Raw genomic sequence first — 19,347 nt, 5'->3', positions numbered from 1 at the left:
CCGCGATGAACCAGCATTTCTCCACGCACGCCGCCTCGCCTTCCTTACGCACGACGCGGCTCGACAACGGTGTCACGGTGGTCACCGAGCCGATGCCGGGGGTCGCGACCGCGAGCCTCGGCGTCTGGGTCGGCGCCGGCTCGCGCAACGAGCGGGCGGACGAGGCCGGCCTGTCCCACCTCATCGAGCACATGGCCTTCAAGGGCACCCGCGCGCGCTCGGCCCAGAGAATCGCCGAGGCGATCGAGAACGTCGGCGGCGAGATCAACGCCGCCACCTCCACGGAGGGCACGAGCTACACCGCCCGGGTGCTCGGCGAGGATGTCGGCCTCGCCCTCGACGTGATCGGCGACATCCTCACCGATTCGGTGTTCGACGCGGGCGAACTCGCCCGGGAGAAGGGCGTGATCCTGCAGGAATACGCCGCCGTCGAGGACACCCCCGACGACGTGGTCTACGACGCCTTCACGGAGGCGGCTTTTCCGAATCAACCGGTCGGCCGGCCGATCCTCGGGCGGCCCGAGACGATCCGGAGCTTCGACGAGGCTGGCATCCGCGCCTACCTCGCCCGCGAGTACACGCCGGACCGCATCGTCGTGGCCGGGGCCGGCGCGGTGACCCACGAGGCGATCGTCGAAGCGGCCGAGCGCCATTTCGGCGCCCTGCCGGCCACGGTGGCGCCCGCTGCGGTGCCGGGGATCTACGGCGGCGGCGAGCGGCGGATGCCGCGCAAGCTCGAGCAGGCCAACGTGGTGATCGGCCTGCCCGGCCTGTCGTTCCGGGACGACCGCTACCACGCGCTCCACATGTTCGCCCAGGTGCTCGGCGGCGGCCTGACCTCGCGGCTTTGGCAGGAGGTGCGCGAGACCCGCGGCCTCGCCTACGAGATCCAGGCCTTCCACTGGCCGTTCTCCGATTGCGGCCTGTTCGGCATCGGCGCCGGGACCGCGGGGGCCGACCTGCCCGAACTCGTCGACGTGACGCTCGCGGCCACCGCCCGGGCCGCCCGCGATCTCGACGAGGCCGAGATCGCCCGCGCCAAGGCGCAGCTGAAGGTGTCCCTGCTCTCCGCCCTGGAGACGCCGGGCGGGCGCATCGAGCGCAACGCCCGTCAGATCCTGGCCTGGGGCCGGGTGATCCCTGCCGGGGAGGTGATCGACAAGGTCGACGCCGTCACGGTCGGGGACGTGCGGGCGGCGGCGGCCGCGATGCTCCAGGGAGCGCCGACGCTGGCGGCGATCGGCCCGATCCGCAAGCTGCCCGCCCTCGACCGGATCGCCGCCGCCCTCGGAACGGCCTGAATCGGCCGCCGCGCCCGGCAACTTTCCCCCAGCGCGGGCGCACCCGCGCCCCGCCCAACTTGATTTGGCCGCAAAAGGGCGCGATCCGCGGATGGTGAACCGACCCCAGGGCGCCCTTGCCCCAGGTGAGGGCCGCCCTTATCGATCGCGGCCGCCCGGGCGGCCGATGCCGAAGCTCGCACGGCCGGAATTCAAGACACCCTTGCGCATCCTCGCCCTCCTCCTGACCCTGGTCGGCGGTCTCGTCGGTGGCCTCGCGCTCGCCCTCTCGGCGAGCGGCCCGGCCCTGGCGGTCGAGGCGGTGCGCGTCACCCTCGACGCGCCGGTGATCGACCTGACCACCGCGATCGAGCGCTACCGCTCGGACGGCGACCTGATCCAGATCTCGACGGCGCCCGGCAAGGACGGCATCGTCCGCCGCATCGTCGTGAAGGCGCGCGACGCCGGGGCCCGGCCCGACTGGATCGTGTTCGCGCTCACAAACGACACCGACGAGCAGATCGACCGCATCCTGGTGGCGCCGCATTTCCGGCTGGTGGATTCCGGGGTGATCTGGCCCGATCTCGGCGGCTCTCGGATCGCCGCCATCACGGCGAGCCAGGGCATCCGCCCGGAGCGCGACGAGAACCCCGAGGCCGACCAGTTCACCATCACCCTCGATCCCGGCACGACGATCACCTACGTCGCCGAGCTGCGCGGCCCCAACGTCCCCCAGCTCCACCTCTGGGATCAGGACGCCTACCGCCGCAAGACCGCCGGCCTGACCCTCTACAAGGGCATCATCATCGGCATCAGCGGGTTGCTGGCGCTGTTCCTGACCATCGTGTTCGTGGTCAAGGGCGCGATCATCTTCCCCGCCGCCGCGGCGCTCGCCTGGTCGGTGCTGGCCTATGCCTGCATCGATTTCGGCTTCCTCCAGCGGGTCTTCCCGGTCACCGAGCTGGCCGAGCGGGTCTACAGGGCCTCCGCCGAGGCGGTGCTCGGGGCGACGCTGCTGGTGTTCCTGTTCGCCTATCTCAACCTCGCCCGCTGGCACGTGCGCTACAGCCACGTGGCGTTCTTCTGGCTCGCCTTCCTGGCGGGCCTCGTGGGGCTCGCGGTGTTCGACCCGCCGGTGGCGGCCGGCGTCGCGCGGATCTCCATCGCCGCCGTGGCGGGGATCGGCCTGCTGCTGATCGTCTACCTCGCCGCCCATAACGGCTACGACCGCGCCATCCTGCTGGTGCCGACCTGGCTGCTGCTGGTGGTCTGGGTGACGGCGGCGGGCTTCGCGGTCACCGGCCAGATCGGCAGCGACCTCGTGCAGCCGGCGCTCATCGGCGGCCTCGTGCTGATCGTGATGCTGATCGGCTTCACGGTGCTCCAGCACGCCTTCGCGGGCGGCGGCCTGAGCCACGCCCTCGTCTCCGACACCGAGCGGCGGGCTCTGGCGCTCACCGGAGCGGGCGACGTGGTGTTCGACTGGGACGTGCCCGCCGACCGGGTCTTCGCCGGCCCGGAGATCGAGAGCCAGCTCGGCCTCGCCCGCGGCACGCTTGAGGGGCCGGCCACGAACTGGCTGGGCACGCTCCATCCCTTCGACGTGGAGCGCTACTCGGCGGCCCTCGACACGGTGATCGAGGAGCGGCGCGGGCGCATCGTCCACGATTTCCGCCTGCGCTCGGCCGCCGGCACCTATTTCTGGTACCGGCTGAAGGCGCGCCCGGTGATCGGCGCCGACGGCGAGGTGATCCGCGTGGTCGGCACCATCGCGGACGTCACCGAGATCAAGACCGCGGAGGAGCGCCTGCTCCACGACGCCGTGCACGACAGCCTCACCGGCCTGCCCAACCGCGAGCTGTTCGGCGACCGTCTCGACGCGGCGCTGGCCTTCGCCAGCCAGGACCAGCGGCTCAAGCCCACCGTGATCGTGCTGGACGTCGACCGGTTCAAGGGCATCAACGACGCGATCGGCCTGTCGGCCGGCGATTCGATCCTGCTCACCCTGTCGCGGCGGCTGGGCCGCCTGCTGCGGCCGCAGGATACGCTCGCCCGGGTCGCGGGCGACGAGTTCGCGGTGATCCTGCTCTCCGAGCGCGACCCCGACCGGATCCTGGCGTTTGCCGAGATGATCCGGCGCGCCATCGCCACGCCGATCACCTATGCCGACCGGGAGATCTTCCTCACCGTCTCGATCGGGCTGGCGCTCTACGAGGCGGGGTCGAACCCCAAGCGCGACGAGGTGTTCAAGAGCGCCGAGATCGCCATGATCCAGGCCAAGCGCAACGGCGGCGACCGGATCGAGGTGTTCCGCGCCCATATGCGCACCGACCGCTCCGACCGGCTGATGCTGGAGAGCGACCTGCGCAAGGCGATCGAGCGCAATGAGCTGCGGGTGCTGTTCCTGCCGGTGGTGCGGCTCGAAGACCGCACCGTGGCGGGCTTCGAGACCGTGTTGCGCTGGGACCATCCGAAGCTCGGGCGCATCCCCGCCTCGACCTTCATGCCGCTCGCCGAGGAGAGCGGCTTCGTGGTCAACCTCGGCATCTTCGCCCTGGAGCGCACCGCCCTGGAACTCGCCGCCTGGCAGCGCTCCCTCGAAGTGGAGCCGCCGATCTTCGCGGCCTGCAACCTCTCCTCGCGACAGCTCCTGCGCCACGACCTGCTGCACGACGTGAAGACCGTGCTGGCCCGCTCCGGCGTCCTCCCGGGCTCGCTCAAGCTGGAGTTCAGCGAGAGCCTGGTGATGGAGAATCCGGAATACGCCGCCCAGATGCTGGCCCGGATCCACGATCTCGGCGCGGGCCTGTGCCTGTCGGATTTCGGCACCGGCTACTCGGCCCTGTCCTACCTCCAGCGCTTCCCGTTCGACACGATCAAGGTCGACGCGACCTTCGTGCGCCAGATCGGCACCGGCCAGACCGCGATCCTGCGCTCGATCGTCCGGATGGCGAGCGAACTGAACCTCGCCATCGTGGCGGAGGGCTGCGAATCGGAGGGCGACGCGCAGGCGCTGGCCGGCCTCGGCTGCGAATACGCGCTGGGGCCCGCCTTCGGCGAGCCGATGACCATGCTCCAGGCCCGCCAGATCGTCGGCGCCGCGCCGGAAGCCGCCTGAGCGTCGCCTTCGCCGGCCTGAGACCGGTCCATCGAAGGATGGGTTTCAGGAGGCTCGGATCTGAGATGTTTCGCCCGATCCCGCCGTTGGGCTTAATGCCGGCGATCAGTTTAAGCCCCCCTTAACCATGTCCGCGCAAGCTCCTGTTGACAGGCGGGCCCTCCGGCGCCCGCGATGGGGATGGGCGGATGGCCGAGGCGGCGAGGCGTTACCAGCAGGCGGGCAGCTCGGATCTCGTGCGTCGCCTGATCGCCCGGCCGGTCCGGCTGGAGCAGCAGGCCCGGACCCGGCTGCCGCTGCCCATCCACGACCCGCGCCTCTCCGAGGCGCAGGCCGCCGACCTGTCCGACGATCCGGACGAGGCCGACGAGATCGCCCGGCTCGAGACCGAGCTTCAGGTGATGAAGGCGGTGCTGCGGGCCCAGCGGCAGGAGGTCGAGGCGCTGCGGGCGCAGCGCCAGCTCCTCACGGAATCCGCCGCGAGCGACGATGTCCGCGCGACCCGCGAACGCTGGGCTGCCCTCGTCGACACGCTCCTGATCCGCGCCCGGTGATCCCTCTCGAGACCAAGCGGGGTACGGCCATGGGCGCGCGCTGCTCGCTCGTCGTCAACGGCCGGTCGGTGCGCGTCTCGACCGGCGACACGCCTCTGGAGGCGGCCCTCGCCGAGGGCATGATCGCGCCGCTCCAGGCGCAGCACGTCAACCACCTCGCCGGCCAGGGGCGTGCGGCGCCTGCCGGCCGCCGGCCGCCGGCGCGCCGGGCCCGGGCCGAGGCCCTGCGGCCGAGCCTTCCGGGCGCCCCGATCCAGGGCCGGGAGGAGGCGCCCCCGCCGCCCGTCGCCATCCGCAAGGGCACCGTCACGGAGATCCGCCGGCTCTGCCCCGGCATCGTCGAGATCGTCGCGACCCTGACCCGGCGCCCGAACCTCGAACCCGGCCACCAGGCCCTCGTCACCTTCGCGGGCCTGCCCGCCATGACGCTGTCCCCGACCCTGCGGATCGACGGCGCGGCCGAGATCAACGAGGCGGTGTTCCACCTCGCCCGCGATCCGGAGGGCGACCCGCTCGACGCGATCCGGCTCGACCAGCCCGTGCGCCTGAAGGGGCCCGTCGGCCGGGGCCAGTACCGCCCCGGCGGCGGCCGCCTCGTGCTGGTGGCGGCGGGCGCCGGCTTCGGCCCGATCTGGGCCATCGCCCGCGCGGCCCGCTACATCGAGCCCGCCCGCGAGATGGCGCTCGCGGTCGGCGCCCGCGACGCCCTCGACCTCTACATGCGCGAGAGCCTGGACTGGCTGCGCTGCACCGGCGTCGGCCGGATCGTGCTCTGCGCCGATCGCGGGCGTCAGCGGCCGCCGGACGTGCGCTCCGGCCCGCTGACCGCCCATCTGCCGAGCCTGCGCGCCACCGACGTCGTCCACGTGGCGGGCGACATCGCCACCGTCGGTGCCGTGCAGGTCCTCGCCGCGTCGGTGGGCGCGCGCTGCTACCCGATCGTGCTCGACTGAGCCCGGCGGCCCGCCGCCTCGACGCGGTCGGGATCTGCCGATGCCGGCGCTTGTCAGTCCGACCGTGCGCGACACCCGCGTCCCGGATACCGGATACCGGATCCAGGATGCGGGTCTAAGGCTTTGATGATGCATCGTCTCTCTCCGAAAGCCGGGGACCGCCTTTCGGGACGATGCGCGAGCGGATCCGACCCGATGTTCCGCGTGCTCTGTCTCGGCTACAGCGTCACGGAGCTGCCGGGCTATGTCGAGCGGGCCAACGCCCTCGCCCTGGCCGAGGGGCGCCCGGTCGCCTTCCTGCGCAGCGGCTGGGGCGGCCACTCGCTGCCCTCGATCGCCTGCCTGATCGACGAGATCCTCGACGCGGTCCCCTGCGACCACGTCGTGCTGGAGCTGTTCACCGGCAACGTGCGCTACTTCGACGATGCCGCGATGCGGTCCTACCTGGACGACATCCTGGCGGGGACCGCCCGGCGGAACCTCGGGGTCGCCTTCCTCAACCTCCATCAGGGCGGGGTCGATTACGAGGCCGAGGGCGTCGCCGGCCTGCTCGCGGAGTACCGCGCCCTCTACGGCATCCCGTACCTCGACCTCGCCGCCCCGGTGGCGGCGGCAGGCGCGGGCGACATCACCTACCTGCTGAAGGACGGGACCCATGTCGCGCCGGCCGGGGCAGACCTCTACGGGACCCTGGTCTACGCCTTCATGCGGGCGCCGCCGCCCGGCCGCGCCTATGCCGACTGGTTCCGGAGGCTGCCGGGTCGGTTCGAATCCCTGCCCCTGCGCACCCTCCCCGGCCTGGATTGCGGGTTCGAACTGCGCCGCAACGGCATCCCGCTGCATTTCCTGGAGATTCCCGAGGGCGAGAACGTCGAGATTCCCCTCGGGCGCCCGCGCCACGTGATCGGCGCCCTCGTGACCTACGGGCCGCGGGCGGGCACGATGATGGTCCAGGACCCGGCGACCGGGCGGGCGCGCACGATCGTCGCCTACGACGAATTCTCCTACTACACGCGCTCGGCCTTCCGCACGTTCACCATCCCGGCGGCGTGCTCCCTGAGGATCGCGCAATCGGCGGCGCTTCCGGACATCGCCCTGCGCAAGGGCGAGCCGGACCTGGGGCCCCGGCTCGGGCGCGTGTCGCATGTCTTCTGCCGGCGCCGGCTTGGGCTCGCCGAGCGCGCCGCGCTGATGCGCCACCGGCTCTGGCGCAACCTGCGCCGCGCCGTGCTGCAGCTGAAGGGGCTCCGGAGGGCGTGAGCCGTGATGATGCAGGGCTCACGCCCTGCATCCGCAACAGGTCACGGACCTCTTGAATCCATGACCTTGTCGGGACCTCAGCCCAGCCGGACCCGCCAGATCTCCTCGGCGTATTCCCGCATCGCCCGATCGGAGGAGAACCACGCCATGCGGGCGGTGTTGCGGATCGCCTTCGCCCACCAGCTGCGCTTGTCGCGCCACGCGGCGTCGATGGACCGCTGCACCCGCCAGTAAGCGTCGAAATCGGCGGTGAGCAGGTACTGGTCGCGCTGGCGCAGGTCGTCGGTGAGCGGCCGGAACCGGTCCGGCTCTTCCGGCGAGAACCGCCCCGCAGCGATCATGTCGAGGGCCGCCGCAAGCCGCGGCGAGGCCTGGATCGCGCGTGTCGCGTAGTCCGGCTCCGCCTGCCGCGCCTGCACCCCCGCGGCGTCGAGGCCGAAGATGAAGATGTTGTCCGCCCCGACATGGTCGCGGATCTCGATGTTGGCGCCGTCCAGCGTACCCACCGTCAGCGCGCCGTTGAGGGCGAACTTCATGTTGCCGGTGCCCGAGGCCTCCATGCCGGCGGTGGAGATCTGCTCGGACAGGTCGGCCGCCGGGATGATCGTCTCGGCCAGGCTCACCGAATAGTTCGGCAGGAACACCACCTTCAGCCGGCCCGCGACCTCGGGGTCGTCGTTGACCGCCTTGGCCACGTCGCAGGCGAGCTTGATGATCAGCTTGGCCTGGACGTAGCTCGGCGCCGCCTTGCCGGCGAAGATCTTCACCCGGGGCGTCCAGTCCCGGTGCGGCTCGGCCTTGATCGCCTGATAGAGCGCCACCGTCTCGACCACGTTGAGGAGCTGGCGCTTGTATTCGTGGATCCGCTTGACCTGGACGTCGAACAGCGCGTCCGGATCGATGTCGATGCCGGTGCGCTCGGTCACGACCTTCGCGAGCGCCTCCTTGCGCTGCCGGCGCACGGAGGCGTAGCGCGCCACGAAGGCCGGGTCCGCCGCATGGGCCTCGAGGCCCCGGAGCAGCTCGGGATCGTCGAGCACGCCCGCGCCCACCGTCTCGACGGCCAGCCGGGTGAGGCCCGGATTGGCGTTGTGGAACCAGCGCCGGAAGGTGATCCCGTTGGTCTTGTTGACGATCTTGTCCGGATCGAGGGCGTGCAGGGGGGCGAAGACCGTCGACCGCATCAGGTCGGTGTGCAGCGCCGAGACGCCGTTGACCCGGCGGGCGCCGTGGAAGGCGAGGTGCCCCATGCGCACCCGCCGGCCGTGCGACTCGTCGATCAGCGAGATCGAGGCCAGGTAGGCAGCCGCATCGGTCGATCCTTGGCGGCCGTGCTTGGCCTGCTCCTCGAGGTGCATCCAGTTGATCAGGTAGATGATCTGCATGTGGCGCGGCAGCAGCCGCTCCATCAGCTCCACCGGCCAGGTCTCCAGCGCCTCGGGCAGCAGGGTGTGGTTGGTGTAGTTGAGCGTGTTGGTGGTGACGTGCCACGCATCCTCCCAGGAGAGGTCGTGGTCCTCCATGAGGATGCGCATCAGCTCCGGCACCGCGATGGCCGGGTGGGTGTCGTTGAGCTGGATCGCGGCGTGGTCAGGCAGGGAGCGCACGTCGCCGCGCTCGGCCACGTGGCGCGCCACCAAATCCTGGAGCGAGGCCGAGGTGAAGAAGTATTCCTGGCGCAGGCGCAGCTCCTGGCCCTCGGCCGACGAATCGCTCGGGTAGAGCACCCGGGAGATCGCCTCGGCCCGCATGCGCGCCGCGACCGCGCCGACATGGTCGCCGCCGTTGAAGCGGGCGAGGTCGACGGGCTCACCGGCCTCCGACTTCCAGAGGCGCAGCCGGTTCACGTGGCGCCCGCGCCAGCCGACCACGGGAATGTCGTGGGCCACAGCCCGCACGGTCTCGGCCGGGTGCCAGTGACGCCGGATTACGCCCTCGCCCGGCGAGGACATCGTGACGGTGCCGCCGAAGCCGATCGTGTAGGTGGCGCCGGGCCGGGCGAACTCCCAGGGGTTGCCTTCCGCCAGCCAGGTCTCCGGCGCCTCGCGCTGCCAGCCGTCCTCGAAGGACTGGCGGAACAGGCCGTGGTCGTACCGGATGCCGTAGCCGATGGCCGGGATGCCGATGCTGGCCATGCTCTCCATGAAACAGGCGGCGAGCCGCCCGAGGCCGCCGTTGCCGAGCGCCGCGTCGGGCTCGCTGTCCTGCACGGCGTCGAGATCGACCCCGAGTTCCCGGAGCGCCGCGCGGGTCGTCTCCGTGAGGCCGAGATTGTTCATCGCGTCCGACATCAGCCGGCCGATCAGGAATTCCAGCGAGAGGTAGTAGACCCGCTTGTTCGGAACGGTGCGCTCGGCGGCCATGGCGGCCGCCACGATCCGTTCGCGCAGGGCCAGCGCGGTCGCCGCGAACCAGTCCCGCGGGCGGGCGGCCTCGGGCGCCACGCCCAGCGCGAAGGTGAGCTTGGCACGGATCGATTCCCGCAGGTCCACCACCGCGTCGCCGGTCTCGGACAGAACCTGTGCGCTCCAGGAGGCGGCCGCCGGGATCTCGGACACGCTGTCCTCGCGCGAGGTGTCTCGCGGCGCGGGCGGAGTCAGAACGTCGTTCAGCACGTGCGGGTCCCCCAAAGTCAGCTCCCCGGATTCTATCGCCAGGGGTATCGTGGGCGGATTATCTCTTTTGACGGATTGCCGCCGCATGAACGGCGGGACGATCCGTGCCCCGAAGCGGCCGAGTGTGCGGCCGGCTTCCGGGCGAAGTCGTGGCAGCGCCGCTCCCACCGGAGCGCGCCGCCACGCCGCGACAGATATGGCGCGACTGAGTGACATTCTAGACACATCGGCCCGCGCGGCCAAGCGGTACCGCGCGCATCCGGGCCGTCGCCAGCCCGCGGCTCAGCGGTTAACCGTGGGCCGAGGATTCGAGAGGCTCACGCATGACCGAGACCGTCTGGTGGAAGCGCGGGACCGTCTATCAAGTCTATCCCCGCTCCTTTCAGGACACGAACGGCGACGGGGTCGGCGACCTGCCCGGCATCACCGCACGCATGGACTATCTCGCCTGGCTCGGGGTCGATGCCGTGTGGATCTCGCCGGTCTACCCCTCGCCCATGGCCGATTTCGGCTACGACGTGGCCGATTACTGCGGCATCGACCCGCTCTTCGGCACGCTCGCCGACTTCGACGCCCTCGTCGCCGAGGCCCACCGGCGCAGGCTGAAGGTGATCCTCGACTTCGTGCCCAACCACTCCTCGATCGCGCATCCGTGGTTTTCGGAGAGCCGGTCGGCGCGCTCCAGCCCGAAGCGGGACTGGTACATCTGGCGCGACCCGGCCCCGGGGGGCGGCCCGCCGAACAACTGGATCTCGAATTTCGGCGGTCCGGCCTGGACGCTCGATGAGGCCACCGGCCAGTATTACTACCACGCCTTCCTGGCCGAGCAGCCGGACCTCAACTGGGCCAACCCCGCCGTGCGGGCCGCGATGCACGACGTGCTCCGCTTCTGGCTGGAGCGCGGCGTCGACGGGTTCCGGGTCGACGTGATCTGGCACCTGATGAAGGATGCCGGATTCCGCGACAACCCGGCCAATCCCGACTACGCGCCGGGCACCCCCGAGATCAACCGCTTCACCCAGGTCTACTCCGCCGACCGCCCGGAGGTGTTCGACGTGATCGCCGGGATGCGGGCGGTGCTGCGCCAATACGGCGCGCGCGTGCTGATCGGCGAGATCTACCTGCCGGTGGAGCGGTTGGTGGCCTATTACGGACCCGACCTCACGGGCGCCGACCTGCCCTTCAACTTCCAACTGATCCAGACCCCGTGGCGCGCCGACGCGGTGGCCGACCTCGTGGCGAGCTACGAGGCCGCACTGCCCGAGGGCGGCTGGCCGAACTGGGTGCTGGGCAACCACGACCAGCCGCGCATCGCCGCCCGGGTGGGGGAGGCCCAGGCCCGCATCGCCGCGATGCTGCTGCTGACCCTGCGCGGCACACCGACCCTCTATTACGGCGACGAGATCGGGCTCGGGCACGTGCCGATCCCGCCCGGGCGCGCCCGCGACCCCTGGGAACGCAACGAGCCGGGGCACGGCCGAGACCCGGAGCGCACGCCGATGCAGTGGGACGAGGCGCCCCATGCGGGTTTCTCGACGGAGGAGCCCTGGCTGCCGCTCTCGGAGGACTGGGCGGTCCGCAACGTCGAGGGCCAGCGCTCGGACCCCGCCTCGATGCTCACCCTGCACCGGCGGCTGCTCGCCCTGCGGCGGGACCACGCCGCCCTCTCGGTCGGCGGCTACCGAGGCGTGCCTCTCGGGGCCGAGGACGTGTTCGCCTACGAGCGCTTCGCCGACGGGCAGATCCTGCGGGTGATCCTGAACTTCGGCTCCGCCGGGCAGGCGCTGCCGCTGCCCGAGGGTGACTGGACCGTGCTGCTCTCGACCCTGGCCGGGCGGGCGGGCGAGGTGACCCGCGCCACGCTCGCCCTCCGGCCCGACGAGGGGGTGATCCTGCGCCACGGCTAGAGTGCTCGTCGCCGAAGTGGACGCCGGTTCGGCGGCGAGCGCGTCACAGCAAAGGCCCGGAGCGCGGAAGCGGGAGCCTGCCATCTCTTGCCGCAGTGCGGCAGGCGTAACCGAAGCTTAAGGCTATCGATGGCCTATTTTGTGCGTCGCAGCGGAACCGTGGCGGCGGAGGAGCATCGCGCGTGGTTGAGGTCGTGACAGCCGTGTCTGCCCGATCGTCTGCCCGACCGGGGCAGCCCCCCGCCCGGTCAGGATCGAGGCCCATGCTCGACGCGTTCCGCGGTGGTTCCCTCGTCGACTGGTCCTGCGGCGAGGGTGGCGGAGCCGCCGTACCGTCCACGAACCCGGCCTGGCCGGCATCTTTGCGCCGCCGCATCCTCTACGCCACCCCGGAGATGGCCGACTTCGTGAAGACCGGCGGGCTCGGCGAGGTCTCGGCCGCCCTGCCCCGGGCCCTCGCGTCGCACTATGACATTCGCGTCGTGATCCCCGGCTACCGTCAGGTCCGCGCCGCGTTCCCCGAGATTCCGGTGGTCGCCCGGCTCGAGGGCTTCGCGGGCATCCCGCCTTGCGATCTCGGCCTGGTCGAGGCGGCCGACGGCCTGCGCATCTACGTCCTGCTGAGCCCCGACCTGTACGAGCGCGACGGCACGCCCTACGGCGACGCGCACGGCGATTTCGGCGACAACGACCTGCGCTTCGCCCGCCTCAGCCTCGCGGCCGCCGAGATCGCCGCCGGCATCGACGCCGACTGGGCGGCCGACCTGCTGCACCTCAACGACTGGCAGGCGGCTTTGGCCCCGGCCTACCTCGCCTGGCGCGGCCGGCGCGTCCCGAGCGTGCTGACGATCCACAACCTCGCCTATCAGGGCCTGTTCCCCCGCGACAGCCTGGGCCGTCTCGGCGTGCCGGACTCGGCCTTCCAGGTCGACGGCGCCGAGTTCTACGGCCAGCTCTCCTTCCTGAAGGCGGGCATCTTCTACGCCTCGCAGGTCACCACGGTGAGCGAGACCTATGCCCGCGAGATCCAGACCCCCGAGATGGGCTGCGGCCTCGACGGGCTCCTGCGCACCCGCGCCGGCCAGGGCCGGCTGGCGGGCATCCTCAACGGCATCGACGAGACCTGGGACCCGGGCACCGACCGCCACCTGGCGACGCGCTTCGAGGTCGACGACTGGAAGGGCAAGCGCGCCAATGCCGAGGCCGTGCGCCGCCAGTTCGGGCTGGCGGTCTCGCGCGGGCCGCTCTTCGCCATCGTGTCGCGCCTCGTGCACCAGAAGGGTATCGACCTGAGCCTGCAGGCGGCCGAGGCCATCGTGGCCGAGGGCGGCCAGCTCGTGGTGATCGGCCAGGGCGAGGGCCGGTTCGAGCAGGCCCTACGCGGCTTCGCCAAGCGCCACCCCGACGCCGTCGGCGTGCATGTGGGCTTCGAGGAGGCGCAGGCCCGGCGGATGTTCGCGGGCAGCGACTTCCTGCTGATGCCGTCGCGGTTCGAGCCCTGCGGGCTGGCCCAGATGTACGCCCAGCGCTTCGGCTCCCTTCCGATCGTGCACCGGACCGGGGGGCTGGCCGACACGGTCGAGGACGGTGTGACGGGCTTCACCTTCCCGGAGGCCACGGCCTCCGCGTTCGGATCGGCGGTCCGCCGGGCCTTCGAGGCCTTCGGCCAGAAGAAGCGCCTCAACGCCATGCGCCGCCGCGCCATGGCCGCGCGATTCGGCTGGGATCAGGCCGCTGAGGGTTATGCCGGGCTCTACAGCCGCGCCATGGGCAACAGCGCGGCGCTCCGCTGGCGCGCCGCTTAGCGCCAAACCGGGTTTCCAGAGGGCTCAGCCCTTTGGCGGGGTGTCGGGGCGGAGCCCCGACGGATCGGCCGAAGCCCGACACCAGGGCTCCGCCCTGGACCCGCCAAAGGTCACGGACCTTTTGGATCCGTGACCTTTGGGGACGATCCCCTACCCCTCCAGCACGAAGATCATCGTGGCCAGCGGCGGCAGGGTCAGCGACAGGGACTGGCCCTGGCCGTGGCTCGCCTGATCCTCGGTGTGGCGACCGCCCTGGTTGCCGATGTTCGCGCCGCCGTAGACGCCCGCATCCGAGTTGAACGCCTCGCGGTAGAAGCCCGCCTCCGGCACGCCGATCCGGTAGCCCTCGCGCGGCACCGGGGTGAAGTTCGAGACCACGACGGCGATCTCGCCGGGATTGGCGCCCTTGCGCGCCCAGGCGATCACGCTGTTGTCCTGGTCGTCGGCCACCAGCCACTGGAACCCGGTCTGCTCGGCGTCCCGGGCGTAGAGCGCCGGCGTCGAGACGTAGAGCCGGTTGAGGTCGCGCACCACGTCCTTCACCCCCTTGTGCAGGGGATCGTCGAGCAGGTGCCAGTCCAGGCTGATGTCGTGGTTCCACTCGCGCTCCTGGCCGAACTCGCCGCCCATGAACAGCAGCTTCTTGCCGGGATGGCCCCACATGAAGCCGAAATAGGCGCGCAGATTCGCGAATTTCTGCCAGCGGTCGCCCGGCATCTTGCCGAGCAGCGAGCCCTTCCCGTGCACGACCTCGTCGTGGGACAGCGGCAGGATGAAATTCTCCGAGAAGGCGTAGAGCAGCCCGAAGGTCAGGTTGTGGTGGTGGTAGCGGCGGTGGATCGGATCCTCCGACACGTATTTCAGCGTGTCGTGCATCCAGCCCATGTTCCACTTGAAGCCGAAGCCGAGGCCGCCCGTGTAGGTCGGGTGCGAGACCCCCGGCCAGGAGGTCGATTCCTCCGCCACCGTGATCGTGCCGGGCGCGTGGCTGTAGGTCGCCTCGTTGGTCTTGCGCAGGAAGTCGATGGCGTCGAGGTTCTCGTTGCCGCCGTAGCGGTTCGGGATCCACTCGCCCTGGCGGCGCGAGTAGTCGAGGTAGAGCATCGAGGCCACCGCATCCACGCGCAGGCCGTCGAGGTGGTAGTGCTCCAGCCAGAACCGGGCGTTGGCGGCCAGGAAGGTCGCGACCTCGGTCCGCCCGAAATTGTAGATGTAGGTGCCCCAATCCTGGTGGAAGCCCTGGCGCGGATCGGCGTGCTCGTAGAGGTGGGTGCCGTCGAACAGGCCGAGCCCGTGGGCGTCCAGCGGGAAGTGGCCGGGCACCCAGTCGAGCAGTACGCCGATGCCGGCCTCGTGGGCGGCGTCGACGAAGGCCGCGAACTCCTCCGGGCTGCCGAAGCGGCTGGTCGGGGCGAACAGCGAGACCGGCTGGTAGCCCCAGGAACCGTCGAACGGGAACTCGGTGATCGGCAGCATCTCGATATGGGTGAAGCCCATATCCTTGACGTAGGGGATCAGCCGCTCGCCCAGCTCCTTGTAGGTGAGGTAGCGGTTGCCCTCCTCGGGCACCCGTGCCCAGGAGCCGAGATGGACCTCGTAGATCGAGATCGCCGCGTGACGCGGATCCTTGGCGCCGCGGGTGGTCATCCAGCCGGAATCGCGCCAGTCGAACTCCCCCGCCCCGTGCGTGACCGAGGCGGTCTCCGGCGGGTGCTCGGCCGCGAAGGCGACCGGGTCGGCCTTGAGCGGGGCCAGGGCGCCGTCGGGGCCGCGGATCTCGAACTTGTAGCGGGCCCCCGCCTTGAGGCCGGGCACGAACAGCTCCCAGATCCCGCCGTCCCGCCACAGGCGCATCGGGTGGCGCCGCCCGTCCCAGTCGTTGAAGTCGCCGACCACGCTGACCTTGCGGGCGTTCGGCGCCCAGACCGCGAAGCGGAAGCCGTCGATGCCGTCGAGCTGCCCGGATTGGGCGCCGAGCATCCGGTAGACGAGGTTGGTGCCGACCTCGCGCAGGGCCGCCACGTCGTACTGCTCGATCGACGAGCCGAAGCCGTAGGGGTCGAAGCGCCGGCGCTTCGTCCCGTCCCAGAACTCGACCTCGATCTCGTAGAGCGGCCGGCCCTCGCCCTCGACCCGGGCGACGTAGAAGCCCTCCGGGTGGCGCTTCTCGAATGGAACGGTGCGTCCGTCCATCACGAGGGCGGCCGCCCGCGCCTCCGGCAGCACGGCCCGCACCTCCCAGGCGTCGGGGCCGACCCGGTGGGGGCCGAGCACCGCGAAGGGATCGCCGTGATTGGCGGCCATCAGGGCGGCGATCGCGTCCGGGTGGACGCTCGGGTGCGCCGAGGCGGCCCCGGAACCCGGGACATCCGCGTGCCGCGCCGTCCCCGCTTCCGGGTCGATCCGCGGTGCGAAAGTCTCGTCGATCGCCGTCATTCAGATACTCCGGGCTCGTGTCCGTCCGTGTCCAGAATGGTGAGAACCCCGCGTGCGGGGATTTCGATCCAGTCCGGCCGGTTGTTGGCCTCGTAATCGACCTCGTAGAGCGCCTTGGTCAGCAGGCAGAGGCGCAGCAGCCGGGCCCGGGTGGCCGGATCGGTCACGGCCGCCCGCGATCCCGCGACAGCGGCCTCGTAGCCGGCCAGGAAGGCCGCCTCGATCATGCCCCGCCACGCGGTGGCGGCGCCCCGCGCCCGCTCCTCGGAATCGCCGAACCGGGCGGCGATCTCGCGGGTCACCGTCTCGGCCCCGTACGCGAAGGAGCGCATCAGCCCGGCCACGTCGCGCAGGGGCGTCGACTTGGCGCGCCGCTCGTCGGCCGGCCGCGAGGGCTCGCCCTCGAAATCGACGATGATCAGGTCGCTCTCGGAGACCAGCACCTGCCCGAGATGGTAGTCGCCGTGGATGCGGATCTTGTGGGCGCCGCGCGGCGGCTCGGTGGTGAGCGCCTCGATCAGCGCCTCGACCTCGGCCCGACGCCCCGCCAGCGCCGCGCAGGCGGGCTTGCCCGCATCGAGGCCGCGCTCGGCGAGGCCCTTCAGGGCCCGGAAGGCCCGCTCGGCCTGGTGGCGGGCGTCCCGGGCGAGCACCGCGAGGTCCTCCTCCGCGAAGGGCTCGGCCGCGAAGGCCGGGTCGTCCGTTTCCATCGCGAAGGCGGCGTGCATCTCGGCGGTGCGCCGGCCGAGCAGGTCCGCCCAGGGCCCGTGGGCCTGGAACGCCTCCTCGGGGCTCGCGGCCTCGCTCTCGGGGGTGAGCACCACGGTCTCGAAGTCCCGGCGCAGCCCCTCCAGCATCAGGGTCCAGGCGTCGCCCTGGTTGATGACGAATTTCTGCAGCACGGCGAGCGCCGTGCGGGTGCCGTCCTCGGCCACGTGCTCCAGGGTGCCGAGCAGCGCCGGGGTGTTGGCGAAGCCGGCGGTCTCGGTGAGGAAGCGCCCGACCTCGATCTCGGGATGCGTGCCCGGCTGCAGCCGGCGCAGCAGCTTGAGCATCATCTTCGAGCCGATGGCGATCGAGGTGTTGCTCTGCTCGGCCGAGAGACGGCGGATGTCGGCGGGATCCACCGTGACGCCCGCGTCGAAGGCCGACGTGGTGGCGAAGACCAGCCGCCCGCTCTCCGTTGGGATCTCCCGGCCCTGGCGCATGTCGTCGATCAGGCAGGCGGCGAAGTCGTTGGAGCCGGCCGCGCCGTAGAGCAGGCCGGTGCGCGGCCCGCGGCGCACCCGCGCGACCGCGAAGGGCAGCAGCGTCTCGTCTTCCCGGCCCTCCTCGACGCCCACCGGCATGAAGTATTCGTGGCTCTCGCCGTTGGCGAGCTGCACCTGCAGCCGCGGCAAGAGGAAGCGCGCGCTCCCGTCCACGTCCTTCAGGGCGGCGCAGTCGACCACCTTCACGGACCGGATCCGCGAGCCCTTGGCGCCGAACCAGCGCCGGCTGGTCAGGAACGGCGGCACCACGGTCCGCTCGAAGGCGACGCGCTCGCGCCCGCTCATCAGGCTCTCGATGCCGCCGGTGAGCACCAGGGTGAACAGCTCCGGCGGCTCCTGCTGCGGTCCGATCGCCCCCGAGCGGGCGGCGCTGAGGGAGAACCAGTAGAAACCGTAGGCCGGCAGGGTCAGCAGGTAGGGCAGGTCGCCGATCGCCGGGAACTCGGAGCCGCCGGTCAGCTCGATCGGCACCGCGGTGCGCAGCTCCGACAGGTCGAGCTGCACCGCCTGCGGCGCGCGCGACAGGTTGGCCACGCACAGGATCCGCTCGTCCCCGTGCTCGCGGATCCAGGCCAGCACCTTGCGGTTGCCGGGATAGAGGAACTGGATCGTGCCGCGCCCGAGGGCGACGCTGTTGTTGCGGATCGCGATCATGCGCCGCGTCCAGTTCAGAAGGCTCGTCTGCGACTGGGTCTGCGCCTCGACGTTGATCGCGTCGAAGCCGTAGATCGGGTCCTGGATCGCCGGCAGGAACAGCCGCTGCGGGTTCGCCCGCGAAAAACCGCCGTTGCGGTCGGGCGACCATTGCATCGGCGTGCGCACCCCGTCGCGGTCGCCGAGATAGATGTTGTCGCCCATGCCGATCTCGTCGCCGTAATAGAGCACCGGCGTGCCGGGCATCGACAGGACGAGGGACTTCATCAGCTCGATCTTGCGCCGGTCGTTCTCCAGGAGCGGCGCGAGGCGGCGGCGGATGCCGAGGTTGATCCGGGCCCGGCGCTCGGCGGCGTAGAACGACCAGAGGTAGTCACGCTCCTCGGCGGTGACCATCTCGAGGGTCAGCTCGTCGTGATTCCGCAAAAAGATCGCCCATTGGCAGCCCTCGGGGATCTCCGGGGTCTGGCGCATGATGTCGGTGATCGGGTGCCGGTCCTCCCGGGCGATCGCCATGTACATCCGCGGCATCAGCGGGAAGTGGAACGCCATGTGGCATTCGTCGCCGTCGCCGAAATACTGGGCGGTCTCCTCCGGCCACTGATTGGCCTCGGCCAGCAGCATCCGGTCGGGATAGCTGGCGTCGAGGGCGGCGCGGATTTTTTTTATGACATCATGCGTTTCCTGGAGGTTCTCGCAATTCGTGCCGTCCCGCTCGATCAGATAGGGGATCGCGTCGAGCCGCAGGCCGTCGACGCCCATGTCGAGCCAGTAGCGCATCGTCCCGATGACGGCGTCCAGCACCTTCGGGTTGTCGAAGTTGAGATCCGGCTGGTGGCTGTAGAAGCGGTGCCAGAAATACTGCTTGGCGACCGGGTCCCAGGTCCAGTTCGAGGCCTCGGTGTCGAGGAATATGATGCGCGTATCCTTGTACGGCGCGTCGGTGTCCGACCAGACGTAGAAGTCGCGCTCGGGCGAGCCGGGGGGGGCCTCGCGGGCCGCCTGGAACCAGGGGTGCTGGTCGCTCGTGTGGTTGATGACGAGCTCGGTGATCACCCGCAGGCCGCGCGCGTGCGCCGCCTCCACGAAGGCCTTGAAGTCCTCCATGGTCCCGTAGGACGGATTGATGCCCTCGTAATCGGCGATGTCGTAGCCGTCGTCGCGCAGGGGCGAGGGGTAGAACGGCATCAGCCAGATCGCCGTGACGCCGAGGTCGCGGACGTAGTCGAGCCGCCGGGTCAGGCCCTCGAAGTCGCCGATCCCGTCGTCGTTCGAGTCGAAGAACGACTTGACGTGGATCTGGTAGATGATGGCGTCACGGTACCATTGCGGGTCGCTGCGATCGATCATCGCGTCGCTGCCTCATCGGTCGAATGTCAAGGGACCGGCGGTCGGGACCGGCCGGGGCGCGAGCGGTGGGCCGCGCGGGGCAATGGTCGGCGACGGGCAGGCCCGCCGCCGGGGTCATGGGTCATGGTCAGGTGCCATGCGCGG

At 70.9% G+C, this 19,347-nt stretch carries 10 protein-coding genes; 7 read left to right on the top strand and 3 right to left on the bottom strand.

Translation table 11 applies throughout. The annotated features are described in order from the left end of the window. Positions 1-5: 5 nt before the first annotated feature. The 5 genes from Q8W67_RS20445 (at position 6) to Q8W67_RS20425 (ending at position 7,165) form a co-directional block, all read left to right on the top strand. The gene (locus Q8W67_RS20445) at positions 6-1,301 is read left to right on the top strand and encodes a pitrilysin family protein (protein ID WP_305549336.1); all 1,296 of its coding nucleotides are present in this window, start codon (positions 6-8) and stop codon (positions 1,299-1,301) included. Between the two features lie 166 nt (positions 1,302-1,467). Continuing rightward, positions 1,468-4,398, top strand: a complete 2,931-nt coding sequence (locus Q8W67_RS20440; protein WP_305549333.1) for an EAL domain-containing protein — start codon at positions 1,468-1,470, stop codon at positions 4,396-4,398. Positions 4,399-4,586: 188 nt separating this feature from the next. Beyond that, a complete protein-coding gene (locus Q8W67_RS20435) occupies positions 4,587-4,952 on the top strand; it encodes a hypothetical protein (RefSeq protein WP_305549330.1) in 366 nt (121 codons plus the stop codon). 29 nt (positions 4,953-4,981) lie between these two features. Then, entirely contained in the window at positions 4,982-5,905 is a 924-nt protein-coding gene (locus Q8W67_RS20430) for a ferredoxin--NAD(+) reductase (protein ID WP_305549373.1), read from the top strand. 195 nt (positions 5,906-6,100) lie between these two features. After that, entirely contained in the window at positions 6,101-7,165 is a 1,065-nt protein-coding gene (locus Q8W67_RS20425) for a hypothetical protein (RefSeq protein ID WP_305549327.1), read from the top strand. A 77-nt stretch (positions 7,166-7,242) separates the two neighbouring features. Here the strand turns inward: Q8W67_RS20425 and Q8W67_RS20420 are convergent, their stop codons facing one another. Next, positions 7,243-9,780 (bottom strand): glycogen/starch/alpha-glucan phosphorylase, encoded by a 2,538-nt coding sequence (locus Q8W67_RS20420; protein WP_305549325.1) that lies wholly within the window; start codon positions 9,778-9,780, stop codon positions 7,243-7,245. 323 nt (positions 9,781-10,103) lie between these two features. On the opposite strand from Q8W67_RS20420, the gene Q8W67_RS20415 reads away from it, so the two are divergent. Together Q8W67_RS20415 and glgA are read left to right on the top strand one after the other, a co-directional pair. Beyond that, positions 10,104-11,687, top strand: a complete 1,584-nt coding sequence (locus tag Q8W67_RS20415) for an alpha-amylase family glycosyl hydrolase (RefSeq protein WP_305549322.1) — start codon at positions 10,104-10,106, stop codon at positions 11,685-11,687. A 263-nt stretch (positions 11,688-11,950) separates the two neighbouring features. Then, positions 11,951-13,492: a glycogen synthase GlgA gene (gene glgA, locus Q8W67_RS20410; RefSeq protein ID WP_305549319.1), complete on the top strand. Its 1,542-nt coding sequence runs from the start codon at positions 11,951-11,953 to the stop codon at positions 13,490-13,492. 150 nt (positions 13,493-13,642) lie between these two features. Here the strand turns inward: glgA and glgB are convergent, their stop codons facing one another. Further along, positions 13,643-15,928: a 1,4-alpha-glucan branching protein GlgB gene (glgB, locus tag Q8W67_RS20405; RefSeq protein ID WP_305549316.1), complete on the bottom strand. Its 2,286-nt coding sequence runs from the start codon at positions 15,926-15,928 to the stop codon at positions 13,643-13,645. Continuing rightward, complete coding sequence (treS, locus tag Q8W67_RS20400; RefSeq protein ID WP_305549312.1) at positions 15,925-19,203, bottom strand: maltose alpha-D-glucosyltransferase; 3,279 nt, start codon at positions 19,201-19,203, stop codon at positions 15,925-15,927. The genes glgB and treS overlap by 4 nt, the downstream gene beginning before the upstream one ends. Between the last annotated feature and the right edge of the window lie 144 nt (positions 19,204-19,347).

Origin of the sequence: Methylobacterium sp. NEAU K (assembly GCF_030700285.1) — a bacterium.
GTDB lineage: Bacteria > Pseudomonadota > Alphaproteobacteria > Rhizobiales > Beijerinckiaceae > Methylobacterium.
The sequence above is the reverse complement of the archived record's forward strand: the minus strand, read 5'-3'. Positions and strand labels throughout refer to the sequence as shown.